Consider the following 13,356-nt stretch of genomic DNA (forward strand, 5'->3'; position numbering starts at 1 on the left):
CCGGCAAGACAGCTTCCACCCATGGACGCGGCACTGGACGATGTTTTCATCGACGAGATCAGCTTCCCGGCGACCGACGGGTATCCGCTGACCGGCAACCTGTTCCTGCCGCGCGGCGCCAAGCGCCATGCCGTCCTGATCAATTCAGCGACCGCTGTCCCGCGAAAAATCTATCGCGCCTTTGCCTCCTATCTCGCCCATCGCGGCTGCGCGGTCATGACCTACGACTATCGCGGCATCGGCGACTCCCGGCAGCCGGCGATGGTCGGCTACAACCAGCCGAAGTCGCTGGTCGGCTTCAAAGCTTCGATGTCGGACTGGGCTGCGCAAGACGTTACCGCCGCGGTGCGCTGGATGCGCGAGCGCTATCAGGGCCTGCCCCTTGCCTATGTCGGCCATTCCTTCGGCGGCCAGGCGCTCGGGCTGATCGAAAACAACAGCGAGATTTCGCGCGCCGCATTCCTGGCCTCGCAGGCCGCGACCTGGCGGCTGATGACCTCGCCGGAGAAATACCGCGTCTTCGCTTTCATGAATTTCGTCGGCGTGCCGCTGGTCCACGCGCTCGGCTACGCGCCGGGCTGGGTCGGCATCGGCGAGGATCTGCCCAAGGGCGTCTTCCTGCAATGGGCCGATTGGGTCTCCAGCCCGCGCTATCTCTTCGATTCCAAACTGCCGGCGCTGGAGAATTTTGCCAAATTCAAGGGCGAGCTTCGCGCGCTCTGCTTCTCCGACGATCCCTGGGCAACGCGGCCGGCGGTCGAACTGCTCACGTCCGGCTTCACCGCGATCAAGCCAGAGGTGCTGACCGTGAAACCGTCCGACATCGGAGCAAAGGCGATCGGCCATTTCGGCTTCTTCCGCCCGGAGCACCGCGACACGCTGTGGCGCGGCGTGGCGGAGTGGATTCAGGGGGAGTGAGGGTCAGGCGATCGCCACTGGCAATTTGACGACAACGTGCAATCCGCTTCGCCCGGGGTCGGTGACATTGGCGGCTTCAATCGAGCCGCCAAACCGATCAACGATCCGCTTCACGATCGCGAGGCCGAGACCAACACCGTCACCTTCCGGACGTTGACCCCGGAAGAACGGCTCGAAAATCCGGCCGATCTCGTCGGCGGCAAGGCCGGGCCCGGTGTCCTCGATTTGAAGCACGGCCATCGTGCCCTCGTGGTAAATCGCCACATCAATCCTGCCACCCTCCGGCGTGAACCGAAGCGCGTTGTCGATGAGATTACGGATCATGGCGGTGAACATGACGAACTCGCCGCGCACCGGAACAGACTCGGCTCGTTCGAAGCCGAGATCGACGCCGCGGCCGATCGCCTCCTGCAAGAGATCGGCGATAACCCCTCTCGCCGCGCGATCGAGCTCCACGACCTCCCATCGCGCACGATCGGGCGACGTTGCGTCCTGACGTGCCAGCGCCAGCAGCTGCTCCAGAAGGTGTTTGCTGCGGCGCATGCCCTGCCGAAGCGCCGCGAGCCGCTCGCGCGCTGCCGGCGGCAGCTCGACCTGATCGAGATTCTCGGCCTGCAGGCTCAGTGCCGTGAGCGGCGTTCGCAATTCGTGCGCGGCATCGGCGATGAACCTGCGCTGCTGCTCCATCATGTCATGCACCCGCCGCAACAAGCTGTTGATCGAGGACACGAATGGATTGAGTTCGCTCGGAAGCTCGCGAAGCGGGAGCGCGGTCATGTCGTCAGCCGGCCTGGCATCGAGTTCGTCCGCCAGGCGCACCATCGGACGCAGCGATCGTGCAATGACAAAGGCGATCACCAGCATGAGGCAAGGAATCAGCGCCCCAATCGGAAGCACGGTGCGGAACGCCATGTCGCTCGCGATCTCGTCCCGAACCCCCGTGCTCTGCGCAACCGCAAAGCGGCTGCCGTCGGACCGCGTCCGCAGCACCAAGCGGACCGGTTTTCCCTTTCGCGTTGCATCGCGCATCCCATCCTGAAGTCGCCACAGCTGGCGTTCCTCGGGCGTGCCCTGCGGCGTCCTCCCGAGTTCGATCAGCCAGACCTCGGCGTCTTCGTCGACCCCATGGAGGTCCTGAGCGCCCGTAAGACCACCGCTCTGAACCAGGCCCGCGATCTGGATCAGCACCGAATCCTGCGTCTCGATGGCTTCGTCGAATGCCCAACGGTGCGCAAAGACGCCTCCCACGAGGCCGGTCAGCAGGACGACCGCCGTCAAGCTGATGAACAACCGGCCGCGCAACGACCTGATCATGACGGGCGATCCACCATCCACCCCATCCCGCGCACGTTACGGATCGCCTCCGCACCGAGCTTCCTGCGGATGGCGTGGATCAGGAATTCGACCGCGTTGCTCTCGACCTCCTCGTTCCAGCCATAAAGCTGCCGCTCGAGCTCGCCCCTCGACAAGATGGTGCCGGGACGCGTCAGCAAGGCCTGGAGCAGGGCGAACTCGCGCGCAGTCAGGATCGCCGTTCGGCCAGACAGCGAGGCCTCGCGTGTCGCCGGGTCGAGGCTGAGCTTGCCGTTACCAAGCAGAGCAGATCCACCACTGCCTTCACGCCGCAGCACCGCGCGCATCCGGGCCAGCAGCTCGCGGATCTCGAACGGCTTGACGAGGTAATCATCGGCGCCGAGATCGAGGCCCTCGATCCTGTCGTCGATCGCATCGCGTGCGGTCACGATGATGATCGGAAGCTTGCGACCATCCGCGCGCAACCGCCGCAGGATGTCACGGCCATCCGCGTTCGGCAGGCCGAGATCGAGCAGCAGCACTTCGTAGGACTCGCTTGCGGCGGCAAGCAGCGCCGTCTCACTGTCCCGGACCCAGTCGACTGCGTAGGCGGCATCCTTCAGCGCCTGCTCGATGGCAGCGCCAACCATCCTGTCGTCCTCGATCAGCAGAACCCGCAAAACGCGATCCTCAAAACGGCCGCGCCATCCGGCCGTCAAAATCATGACCATTCCGACTTAGCGCAGAGTTAGGGAGCCCCAGCGGGCCCAAATTGCGGCGAAGGCCGCGCTGCTTCGAACTTTCTCATCCCTAAGCCGGGCCTAAGTCGGCTGCGCGACGGTTTGGCATCGCTGCTTCGGGAGATTTGGGCGTGTCGCAATATTCAGGCCTTGGCACAAGTGTTGGCGCAAGACGGATGCTGAACAAGGTTCCGGAGATCACCGCGATCTTCTGGGCCATCAAGATTCTCTCGACCACGGTCGGCGAAACCGGCGCCGACTATCTCGCGGTGCATGTCGGCCTCGGCGCCAGCCTGACCGCGATCTGCATGAGCAGCCTGCTGGTTGCCGCGCTCCTGATGCAACTAAGCCGCCGCGCTTACGTGCCCTGGATCTACTGGCTCACCGTCGTCCTCGTCAGCATCGTCGGAACGCAGCTCACGGATCTGTTGACCGACAAGCTCGAAATCAGCCTCTATGTCAGTACCGCAGCGTTCGCCTGCGCGCTCACGGCAACTTTCGTCATCTGGTACGGCGCCGAGCGCACGCTGTCGATCCACAGCATCGTCACGGCGCGGCGCGAGCTATTCTACTGGACGGCGATCCTGTTCACCTTCGCGCTCGGCACGGCGGCCGGCGACCTCGCGACGGAAGCGCTCGGGCTTGGCTTCCAGCTCGGCGTCGTCGTCTTCGGCATGCTGATCGTCGCCGTGGCGTTCGCCTTCTCCATCGACGGCCATCCCGTCCTCACCTTCTGGCTCGCCTACATCTTGACGCGGCCGCTCGGCGCCTCGCTCGGCGATCTGCTGTCGCAGTCGCGCGACTATGGCGGCCTGGGCCTCGGCACCATCCAGACCAGCATCGTTTTCCTGACCGTGATCGTCGGCCTCGTCGCCTGGACCACGTTCGAAGGCGATGGCACGCATGGGGCCGATCCCGCGCAATAGCTCCAATCGCAAAGCCCTCACCGCTCCCTGCTTGGACGCGGGAGCCCCACATGGAGACACCACATGATGAAACTCATTCCCGCCATCGCCGTTTGCCTGGTGACAACTTTTTCCGGCGAGCCACGGATGAATGCGAGCCAGCACATTACTTTCGTGCCGCTGGCGGAGGCCGCGACCGCGAAGCTCGGTGATCTCTCGCCGTTCCGCAGCATCGTCGTCGATGTCGCCGCGCTGATCGACAAGGGCGACCTGCCCGAGGCCAAGACAAGGATCAAGGACCTCGAAACCAAATGGGACGAGGCCGAGGCCGGATTGAAGCCGCGGGCGGCCGCCGACTGGCACAGCGTCGACAAGGCGATCGATCGCGCGCTGGAGGCGTTGCGAGCCGGCACGCCGGATGCGGCGAAATGCAAGCAGGCCATCGCCGATCTGCTCGCGATTATGGATAGCGTCACCAAGGCGTAAGGCGGAGGATAGGACACGATGCAAGACTACACAAAGAGCAGCTCCATCAGCGACAGCAAGGTCCCCGAAATCACGCTCGGGTTCTGGATCATCAAGATCGCCGCCACGACCTTGGGCGAGACCGGCGGCGACACAGTGACGATGACGCTGAACTGGGGGTACCTCGCCGGCACGTGCCTGTTCCTAGCAGCGATGATCGTCCTGGTCGCACTGCAAATCCGTGCCCGCAAATTCCATCCGGCGCTGTACTGGGCGACCATCGTCGCATCGACCACCTTCGGCACGACGATGGCCGACTTCGCCGACCGCTCGCTCGGGATCGGCTACACCGGCGGCTCGACGTTGCTGCTGACCTGCCTCGTGCTGGTACTCGGGCTCTGGTATCGCGCCGAGGGGACGATCTCGGTCAACAGCGTCAGCACGCCCCGCGTCGAGGCTTTTTATTGGGGCGCGATCACCTTTTCGCAGACGCTCGGCACTGCGCTCGGGGACTGGCTCGCCGACACCGGCGATATGGGCTACCGCGGCGGCGCGCTGATCTTCGCGGCCGGGCTCGCCGTCATTGCCGCGCTTTACTTTTGGACCCGCGTCTCCCGCGTCACGCTGTTCTGGGCAGCCTTCATCCTGACCCGGCCGCTTGGCGCCACCGTCGGCGACTTCCTCGACAAGCCGCTCGACCACGGCGGGCTGGCCCTGAGCCGCCCGCTCGCCTCGGCCGTGATCGCTGCGTTCATGCTGGTTTGCCTGCTGCTGATCCCGCAGCGCGCGGGACGGCATCACGGCGGCCGCCAAGCGGCAGAACAAACCTGAGAATCAACTAGCGAATGATCGTCGTCAGCGACGAGTAGCGCTTGTTCGGCTTGGACTCCATCGCCGAGAACTGCGCGAAGGCATCGCTGACGCGCACCGCCGGCGGCGTATCGCCGGCGAAACGGAATTCCTTCGGCCGCGGCGCGTAGAAGCTGGCGCTGTAATAGGCGTCGTCAAAGCGCGCCTCGCCGACGCCGAACAACGCGTCGCACACGAACAGGAGCGCGTAGACTCCCGCGACCGCCGCGACGATCTCTCTGAGAACTGACATGCTGATGCCCCACCCTTTTGCCGCGAGGATGCACGCTGGTTCCAAAGCCCTGGTTTAAGGCGCAGCAGTTCTTGTCCGCAGGGTTTGCCGCCGCCGAACGGATTGCAGACAATTTTATCGATCTCGAGCTTACCGATGTCGCGGCTCCTCCTCACGGAGGAATATTTCTTGGTTGCAAATGTGCCTTCTTTGCCGTCGGGCGATGCAGCGCATCCTCGAAATTGTCGAGAGACGCATCCCGGATATCCGGTGCCCTCACCTTGTCCGCAGCGGGCAAGAATGGCAGTCTCCGAAGTATTGTCGAAGAGACCCGATCATGCCGCGCGCGAGCGTCAAATCGCTTCCCCAATTGAGCCTTCGGATCGACCTCGACAGCAAGGATCGGATCGGACCCGGCAAGATCGAGCTTTTGGAGCAGATCCGCGAGCACGGTTCGATCTCCGCGGCCGGCCGCGCCATGGACATGTCCTACAAGCGCGCCTGGGATCTCGTCGACGAGATCAACCGCATCTGCGGACAGGTCGCAGTCGAACCGCAGGCCGGCGGCAAGAACGGCGGCGGCGCAATGCTGACGCCGTTCGGCGAGAAACTTGTCGCGCGCTACCGAAAGATCGAGCGCGACGCCGCGCGCGCGGTGCACAAGGATCTGGCAGCGCTCAAGAGCGATATCGCTCGCTCGCGCAAATCGTGAGCAGACGGGCTGAGATGACGGATCAGATAAGGCTTGTCCCCCTTCATCGGATCGGTAGCGCAAATCCGCAGAAGCTCGAGCGGCACTCGTTTGATTTCATCGTCAATGGAGTGTCTCTCTTCGAAGCCACCCAAGCCCTCGAATACGACATGTGTGGCTCTCTCTCGAACCCGCAGTTCGAACGAGAGATAGCTCGAGGGGTCAACGGAAGAACGGCTGCTATGTTGACTTCGGATGTCCCTGCCGGCGGCCACCGTGTAGCTCTGTTTGTTTGCCCGGAGTGTGGCGACTTCGCTTGTGGCGCCATTACCACTCGTCTTTCACGGACCGAACGCGGCGTGCAGTGGTCTGATTTCGCGTATGAAAATGGATCTGATGCCGCCTCAAAGTTCGGCCTCGGGCCCTTTGAATTTGAGTGGGCCGCTTATCTGAGCGAAATTGAACGATCGAAGGCTGATTAAGCCTACAAGCACCTCATCGCCAGCGGCATTTACGAGGTGCTCAAGTAGCCGGTCAGAAGACCAGTTCGTCCTTCAGCGCGGATATCACCTGCTCGCCCTGCGTGGTCAGGCGATAGGTCACGAGCGGTCGGCTCGATGGCGGCTTGCGGTCGGTCTCGAGGATGTAGCCGCGCACCATCAGGGCTTCGAAGCTGCCATAATAACCGTACATGCTGATCTGGTTCTGCTTGAGCACCTTGAACTCGCGCAACAGGCGGATCTCGTTGCCCGAGAGCAGCGACCGGCGCACGCGTTGCACGAAGCTCGCGCGCTGCTCGAACCAGGCCTGATCGGGCAGTTCGGGCGAGGACGGCACGGCGTCACGATCGCAGGAGCGCGTCTCGGTGGCGGCATCGGCGATGGCCGGCGGCAGGGACGGCATGCTGCTGCCGACCGCCTCCCTGGCGACGTCGAGCAACGCGACCCGCCAGCGCCGCTTGTTGTCCACCATGACCGGCGGCGGCACGACATTGTCGCGCACCAGCTGCTCGAAGCGGCCGGCGGTCACGCCGACATAGGCGGCCGCGCGGCGACGGTCGACGAGATGGGCATCCCGCCCGTGCTCAAGCTCGCAAGCGATAGTCTCGTTCACCCCAAAATCCCCTGCCGCATCGTCGCGGGCGCGTCGCCGCGCGGGCCCGACAGGCCCATCACCACATGACACTAGGGTGAAATCGGCGCTCTCAAAAGACAGAGAAATTCGTACATATTGCTGCCGTTTCGGCAACAGCTATAGTGCCGGTGGGGGTTCCATGCGCTTTCACTCACCTTCGATCCAGTACTTCCATGCCGTCCGCCGCACCGGCTCGATCCGCGCCGCAGCGCGCGATCTCAAGGTCGCCTCGTCCGCCGTCAGCCGCCAGATTCTCAAGCTTGAACAAGAGGTTGGATCGCCTCTATTCGAGCGGAATGTACGCGGCCTGACCTTGACGACGGTCGGCGAGATGCTCGCCCGCCACGTCATGAACGTGCTCCAGGACCTCGACCGCTTCCGGTCCGACGTCCAATCCCTGTCCGGTGCCTGGCACGGCAATGTCAGCATTGCCTGCATCGAGTCGCTCACGGAATCGGTGTTGCCGGATTTGATTGCCTCGCACCGTGGCCGGGCCCGGCGTGTCAGCTTCACCGCCGAGGTGATGGGGTCCTCCGACGTGCTCGAAGCCCTGCGCCGGGGCGAGGCCGATATCGGCATCGCCATCGCGCTCAGGCATCCACCCGACCTGCGGCAGGTTGCCTTGAAACGGTTTCGCCTCGGCGCGCTCGTTGCGCGCGAACATCCGCTGGCGCGCCGCAAGACGGTCACGCTTGAGCAATGTCTCGCCTTCCCGGTCATCCAGGCGCTGCCGGAGCTGTCGATCTACCATCTGCTCCAGCCGTTGATTGCGCAGCTCTCCGAGACGCCGGAGCCTGCCATCCAGGCCAACTCGATCGACCTGATGCGCGAGCTTGCCGCGCGCGGCGTCGGCGTTGCCTTCCAGACCCAGATCGGCATCGGCCGGCTGTCACGCGACAGCCAACTCGTCTTCCTGCCGCTCGACAATGCCGGCAGCCCGGTGTGGTCCGACCTCGGCATCTACGTCCGCGCCGAGCGCACCCTGCCCGCCTTCATCGAGTCCTTCCTCCAGGAGATCGTCCGCGAATTGGGCGAACGCGAGCGGCGGGAGAATGCGGCGTATCCGCAGGGTTCGTAAGGTCCCTGCGAAGCCGGCTTGCCCTCAGCCGTGACCCACTTTGCGGTGACCGCTCCCGCTGAGGCGATCGACCCAGGCGATCCCGATCGCGGAGATGATGAAGGTCAGGTGGATCGCGACCTGCCACATCACGCCGGTCTCGGTGAAATTGCTGCGCGTGGTGCCGAGATTGCCGGCCTCGATGAAGGTCCGGAGCAGCGAGATCGACGAAATGCCGATGATCGCCATCGCAAGCTTGATCTTGAGCACGCTCGCGTTGACGTGGCTGAGCCATTCCGGCTCGTCGGGATGGCCGCTCAGGTTCAGCCTGGAGACGAATGTCTCGTAACCGCCGACGATCACCATCACCAGCAGGTTGGAGATCATGACGACGTCGATCAGTCCGAGCACGATCAGCATGATCTGCTGCTCGCTGGCGTCGAACGAGTGCGCGACGAGGTGCCAGAGCTCCTTCAGGAACAGCAGCACGTAGACGCCCTGTGCGATGATGAGGCCGACATAGAGCGGCAGTTGCAGCCAGCGCGAGCCGAAGATCAGCTGCGCGAACGGTCCGATTTGCGGCCGCGGCGAAGGCACGGCCGAAAGTGCTGTGGGTTCAGAAGCCATTGATCACTCCGAATTGCAGACGGGACACGCGCCTTAGAGACTTGCGATGACCGGCGCGAGCTCGAGCGAGCCGCGGTAGATCATCTCGAAGGCGACGTAGACGATGATGGCGAGACCGACATAGCCGACCCAGCGCTGCTTCTGCAGCACCCGGCCGAGCAGATCGGCGGCGATGCCCATCAGCGCGACCGACAGCAGCAGACCGAACGCCAGGATATAGGGATGCTCGCGCGCCGCACCCGCGACCGCGAGCACGTTGTCGAGCGACATCGAGACATCGGCCGCGACGATCTGCGCTGCCGCCTGGCCGAACGTCTTGCGCGGCGCCGATATGGCGGCACCGCCGCCATGGCTGAAGGCAAGCTCGCCCGCCTGCGCAGCCTGCGCGCGCAGCTCGCGCCACATCTTCCAGCACACCCAGAGCAGCAGCACGCCACCGGCGAGCAGCAGGCCGATCACCTGAAGCAGCTGGGTCGCGACGCCGGCAAAGACGATACGCAACGCGGTCGCGGCAACGATGCCGACGACGATGGCGCGCCGGCGCTGCCCGGCCGGAAGGCCCGCCGCTGCGAGACCGATGACGACGGCATTGTCGCCGGCAAGCACCAGGTCGATCAGAACCACCTGAAGCAGCGCGGTCAGCGCGTCGGCGGTGATGAATTCAATCATGATTGATCATTTTTCGGCGCGGATGGGTCCAGCCAATGCGGCTTGCGGCGCTCGATCCAGTCGAACACCTTTGAACGCGACGCACGCAACGCCGGCACATCCTCGGCGAGCAGCGCGAGGCCCAGCGGTAGCATCCAGATGCCGAGCACCGGCAGGAAGGACAGCACGCCGCCGACGACGAGCAGCGCGCCCGAGGGAATCCGGACCCAACGGCTGGACGGTTGCAGGAGATAATTGACGGTGCCGGCAAGGCGCGGCGGCAACCGATGGACGAGCGCATCGAGGCGCGGGTCACCACCGGCAGGCCGGCCGGTGGCACCCTCGGATCTCGTCGTTTGCTCGTCCGAAGCAGCGCTCATGCTCGTTCCCTCGCGGCCGCGCCGACTACAGCCGGCCCGACCGGTTTCGCGCGCGGCAGAACCAGTGTCAGCAGGCGCAACAGCTTGATCGCCTGCACCTCGTGCGGATGCACATCCTCGTCCACGGCCGCGACGCGCTCCGACAGCTCGATGAGATGGGACGACAGCGGCAGGTCCGAGACCGGCCGCAGCGTGTCGATCACCACATTGGCGAAGTCGGGCTCTTCGAGCCGTTCGGCCAGTTCGTCGAACATGGCGAACAGCCGGTCGGCGCTGATGTGCGGCGCCAGTTTGCGATCCCGGATAAAGCAGATCACCTCGTCGCGCTCGACCGGCGAAACGCGGCGGTCGGCCACGGCGACAAGCGCACCGGCGATCACCAGCGCCACCGCCGCCTGCTCGTTGAGGCTGGACGGCTCGGTGATCTCGATTTCGACCGGATTGGAATCATTGGCGTCAGACATCGTTGCTCCTCGACTTGGCGAAAATGCCGCGCGGAGTTGCGATGCGGACGATTGGGTCGGAGGGAACAGAGAAGGCCCGACAATCGGCCGATCCATCGCATTCGCGCGGGACAGGTCATCCGACATCGCGAGGTTTTGCCGACATCGTCGACGTCCTCGCCAGAGGGGCCCGGATTCTTGTTCCCCGAGAGATAAAGAGGGGTCCATCGAAATCAAGTCGACGGCAGTGCGACCAGCCGCCGCATCGGTTCCGTGTTGCCGTATTCCTTCGCGGGGAATGACAGTGGATTACTTAGCGCGTCTCTACCCCGCTCGCTCCACAAGATGCGCACGCGACGGTGACGGGTCGAACCTATTGCCGAAATACTGCGTCTCGTGCGCCACCAGTCCGTCCCGGAATTCCATGATGCTGACGACGTAGGACGGTACACCGTCATAGGTCAGCACGAATTCGCTCACCCAGAGATCGCCGCCGCCGATGATCCGCCGGACCGTGAACCGTTTCTTGTTGGGCTGCACGAAGCGACTCTCCTGAATGTTCCGGCGGCCGCGGATGCGCTCGCCGGACTGCGGATAGTCGAGCACGGCGTCCTCGCAATAGATGTCATGCTCGGCCTCGAAATCGTTCCCGTCCGAAGCGTCCCAATGGCGCTGGAGCGCCGCCAGCTTCACCTGATCATCCATCGCGGTCTCCCGTCCTTGCGGCTTCTGCTCCTCGGAAGCGCAATTCTATCCCTACGGCAAGGCCTACGTCGAAACGCTCGGCGAACGGGATTAGCTGTCGAGCTGTCTGTGCAGCCGGTGGGCATATTCCGCCCCCCATCCGAGGCCGAGCGTCACCGAGATCAGCGAGCCGAGCAGCACGCCGAACTTCGCGGCGTCCAGCAGTCTGTCGTCGGTGAACGCGAGCATGGCGATGAAGATCGACATGGTGAAACCGATGCCGGCCAGGAGCCCGATGAGGCAGACGCCGCCCCATGACACGCCCGGTGCCAGCCGGCACCAACCGGTGCGCACCGCGAGCCAGGTCGCACCGATCACGCCGATCGGCTTTCCCGCGCAGAGCGCAAGCCCGATGCCGAGCATCACAAACTGGGCGCCCCCGGTGAATTCCGTGCTCCTGAGGTCGACACCGGCATTGGCCAGCGCGAACAGCGGCATGATTGCGTAGGCGACCCAGGGATGCAGTGCCGTCTCCACGCGAATGACGGGCGGCACGATCTCGGGCTTCGCGGAGCGGACCGGCGTGATCAAGCCGAGCACGACACCCGCAAGCGTCGGATGCACGCCGGCGATGAGGAACCCCGCCCAGACAATGAGGGCCGGCAGGACGTAAGCAAACGCGGAGCCGAAGCCGAGGCGCTGAAATCCCAGCGCCATGAGAACACCGAACGATGCGACGATGAAACCGTTGAGATCGAGTCCGCTGCTGTAGAACAGCGCGATGATGAGAACTGCGATGATATCGTCGATGATGGCCAAGGCGAGCAGAAACACCCGGATATTGGCGGGGATCGCTCGTCCCAACAGCGCGAGCACGCCCACCGCAAAGGCAATATCCGTCGCAGTTGGTATCGCCCAGCCTTGGTCGCGCCCCGCGACGTTGTTGAAGGTCAGGTAGATCAACGCGGGCACGGCGACACCGCCGACAGCCGCCAGCACCGGCAGAATGGCCTGATCGAATCTGCTGAGCGCGCCTTCGTGCATTTCGCGACGGACCTCCATGCCGACGACCAGGAAGAACACCGTCATCAGCGCGTCGTTGATCCAGAAATGCAGCGGTCTTACGAAGCTGAACTCGCCGAGGCGAAGCGGAATCGGCAGGTTCCAGACGTCGTGATAAGAATGGGCGAAGGGCGAGTTGGCCCAGAGCAGTGCGGCAACAGCTGTCGCCAACAGCACGACGCCGCTCATGGCCTCGACATGCAGGAAATGCCGGAGCGTGGTGAGCGCCCGCGCGACGAAAAACGGGGATTTGGGCAGGTGCCTGCCGGGCAGTTGATCATTCATGGGCACACGCATCCTGCGTGGCGGCCCGACCATCGCTTGACCTGTCGCTGCCACACGCAGCGAGCACCCGGCGCTGTTTTACAATGCGATGAGATTAACGCAACCCCTGCCCCGCGCATCGGCATCGAACGACAGTCGGAACCCTGACGCAGCAAAGATCGTTAGTGGTCCTCACGACACATTGCCGACGGGAAACCACGCGCGCGCCGCCACCAACACCGCGGTGACGGGTCAGAAACTGCCATCCGTTCGCCTGCGGCGAGCGGATGTTTCATGCGCAACGGCTTCGACGAGGCGTCCAGATTGTTCCGTTCGGCCTCGCAATTTCGAATCGCCGTGCAATTTCGAGCGGATTCGACGCGGAACCCGCTCCCGTCCGCGAAGGATCGCATAGCGCCGAGTTGACGTGCGGACCATGGAGGTGGCGAAGTGGGCGGACAGCCCGGCCGGCAAGCCGGATCGGGCCGCGCTTCACTCCTTTGATTGAGCCACCCTCCGCGTCAGACCCTCGCCACCAGGCGTGGACGGAACACGGAAGCGACGGTCGGAGCAGGAGCAGCGAGCGGCTTTCGTGTCGACCGGCGCCTCGGGATGAAGAAGCTGCTCACAACGATCGGCTCGTGATCGCCCAGCGCAGTTCGCTCTTTCACGAGCCGACTCATGACCGCGCGCATCTTGAGGACTTCCTGCGCCACGAAGCTGCAGTCCTCGTCGCGGTTGATCTGCTCATGCATGATTGCTTCCGCTTCGCGCATGCTGACGCGGAGCGCTCTGATGGTTCTGCGAATGTCGTTGATGCGGTTGTCCATGGCTGCCTCCATCTCGGTCGCAGCATAAGAACAAAACATGAACACATTGTCAATCGGCGGATCGGCGCAACTGCACGCGCGCTGGCATGGCTTGCTGACAAGTTAGACAAGTCACGTCGCCATCCCGCAAGCGC

At 64.0% G+C, this 13,356-nt stretch carries 18 protein-coding genes; 7 read left to right on the forward strand and 11 right to left on the reverse strand.

The window, feature by feature from the left end:
- Positions 1–21: 21 nt before the first annotated feature.
- Positions 22–918 carry an alpha/beta fold hydrolase gene (locus tag JJE66_RS22900; RefSeq protein WP_200516751.1) on the forward strand — a complete coding sequence of 299 codons (897 nt, stop codon included), beginning with the start codon at positions 22–24 and terminating at the stop codon, positions 916–918.
- Positions 919–921: 3 nt separating this feature from the next.
- On the opposite strand, the gene JJE66_RS22905 is transcribed toward JJE66_RS22900, so the two are convergent.
- On the reverse strand, positions 922–2,232 hold the full coding sequence (locus JJE66_RS22905) for an ATP-binding protein (protein ID WP_200516752.1): 1,311 nt from the start codon (positions 2,230–2,232) through the stop codon (positions 922–924).
- The gene (locus JJE66_RS22910) at positions 2,229–2,891 is read right to left on the reverse strand and encodes a response regulator transcription factor (RefSeq protein WP_200518683.1); all 663 of its coding nucleotides are present in this window, start codon (positions 2,889–2,891) and stop codon (positions 2,229–2,231) included. The genes JJE66_RS22905 and JJE66_RS22910 overlap by 4 nt, the downstream gene beginning before the upstream one ends.
- Positions 2,892–3,127: 236 nt before the next feature.
- Between JJE66_RS22910 and JJE66_RS22915 the strand changes: the two genes are divergently transcribed.
- The 3 genes from JJE66_RS22915 (at position 3,128) to JJE66_RS22925 (ending at position 5,152) form a co-directional block, all read left to right on the forward strand.
- Positions 3,128–3,877 carry a hypothetical protein gene (locus tag JJE66_RS22915; protein ID WP_200516753.1) on the forward strand — a complete coding sequence of 250 codons (750 nt, stop codon included), beginning with the start codon at positions 3,128–3,130 and terminating at the stop codon, positions 3,875–3,877.
- A 126-nt stretch (positions 3,878–4,003) separates the two neighbouring features.
- Positions 4,004–4,342, forward strand: coding sequence for a hypothetical protein (locus tag JJE66_RS22920; RefSeq protein ID WP_409362850.1), 339 nt, complete (start codon positions 4,004–4,006; stop codon positions 4,340–4,342).
- 18 nt (positions 4,343–4,360) lie between these two features.
- Entirely contained in the window at positions 4,361–5,152 is a 792-nt protein-coding gene (locus JJE66_RS22925) for a hypothetical protein (protein WP_200516754.1), read from the forward strand.
- A gap of 7 nt (positions 5,153–5,159) precedes the next feature.
- Here the strand turns inward: JJE66_RS22925 and JJE66_RS22930 are convergent, their stop codons facing one another.
- Complete coding sequence (locus JJE66_RS22930; protein WP_200516755.1) at positions 5,160–5,423, reverse strand: hypothetical protein; 264 nt, start codon at positions 5,421–5,423, stop codon at positions 5,160–5,162.
- A gap of 316 nt (positions 5,424–5,739) precedes the next feature.
- Between JJE66_RS22930 and JJE66_RS22935 the strand changes: the two genes are divergently transcribed.
- Positions 5,740–6,114 carry a winged helix-turn-helix domain-containing protein gene (locus tag JJE66_RS22935; protein ID WP_200516756.1) on the forward strand — a complete coding sequence of 125 codons (375 nt, stop codon included), beginning with the start codon at positions 5,740–5,742 and terminating at the stop codon, positions 6,112–6,114.
- Positions 6,115–6,128: 14 nt separating this feature from the next.
- Positions 6,129–6,575, forward strand: coding sequence for a hypothetical protein (locus JJE66_RS22940; protein WP_200516757.1), 447 nt, complete (start codon positions 6,129–6,131; stop codon positions 6,573–6,575).
- A gap of 52 nt (positions 6,576–6,627) precedes the next feature.
- Here the strand turns inward: JJE66_RS22940 and JJE66_RS22945 are convergent, their stop codons facing one another.
- Entirely contained in the window at positions 6,628–7,206 is a 579-nt protein-coding gene (locus tag JJE66_RS22945; protein WP_200516758.1) for a hypothetical protein, read from the reverse strand.
- Between the two features lie 160 nt (positions 7,207–7,366).
- Between JJE66_RS22945 and JJE66_RS22950 the strand changes: the two genes are divergently transcribed.
- Positions 7,367–8,305: a LysR family transcriptional regulator gene (locus JJE66_RS22950; protein ID WP_200516759.1), complete on the forward strand. Its 939-nt coding sequence runs from the start codon at positions 7,367–7,369 to the stop codon at positions 8,303–8,305.
- A gap of 24 nt (positions 8,306–8,329) precedes the next feature.
- On the opposite strand, the gene JJE66_RS22955 is transcribed toward JJE66_RS22950, so the two are convergent.
- From JJE66_RS22955 to JJE66_RS22985, 7 genes are all read right to left on the reverse strand, one after another.
- Positions 8,330–8,911 (reverse strand): TIGR00645 family protein, encoded by a 582-nt coding sequence (locus JJE66_RS22955; RefSeq protein ID WP_200516760.1) that lies wholly within the window; start codon positions 8,909–8,911, stop codon positions 8,330–8,332.
- Positions 8,912–8,944: 33 nt separating this feature from the next.
- Positions 8,945–9,580 (reverse strand): TerC family protein, encoded by a 636-nt coding sequence (locus JJE66_RS22960; protein ID WP_200516761.1) that lies wholly within the window; start codon positions 9,578–9,580, stop codon positions 8,945–8,947.
- Positions 9,577–9,939, reverse strand: coding sequence for a hypothetical protein (locus JJE66_RS22965; RefSeq protein ID WP_200516762.1), 363 nt, complete (start codon positions 9,937–9,939; stop codon positions 9,577–9,579). The genes JJE66_RS22960 and JJE66_RS22965 overlap by 4 nt, the downstream gene beginning before the upstream one ends.
- Complete coding sequence (locus JJE66_RS22970) at positions 9,936–10,403, reverse strand: TerB family tellurite resistance protein (RefSeq protein ID WP_200516763.1); 468 nt, start codon at positions 10,401–10,403, stop codon at positions 9,936–9,938. Before JJE66_RS22970 ends, JJE66_RS22965 begins: the two co-directional genes overlap by 4 nt.
- 303 nt (positions 10,404–10,706) lie before the next feature.
- Complete coding sequence (locus tag JJE66_RS22975) at positions 10,707–11,087, reverse strand: nuclear transport factor 2 family protein (protein WP_200516764.1); 381 nt, start codon at positions 11,085–11,087, stop codon at positions 10,707–10,709.
- 90 nt (positions 11,088–11,177) lie between these two features.
- On the reverse strand, positions 11,178–12,413 hold the full coding sequence (nhaA, locus tag JJE66_RS22980) for a Na+/H+ antiporter NhaA (protein WP_200516765.1): 1,236 nt from the start codon (positions 12,411–12,413) through the stop codon (positions 11,178–11,180).
- Positions 12,414–12,913: 500 nt separating this feature from the next.
- Entirely contained in the window at positions 12,914–13,222 is a 309-nt protein-coding gene (locus tag JJE66_RS22985; protein WP_246756507.1) for a hypothetical protein, read from the reverse strand.
- Between the last annotated feature and the right edge of the window lie 134 nt (positions 13,223–13,356).

Origin of the sequence: Bradyrhizobium diazoefficiens (assembly GCF_016612535.1) — a bacterium.
GTDB lineage: Bacteria > Pseudomonadota > Alphaproteobacteria > Rhizobiales > Xanthobacteraceae > Bradyrhizobium > Bradyrhizobium diazoefficiens_C.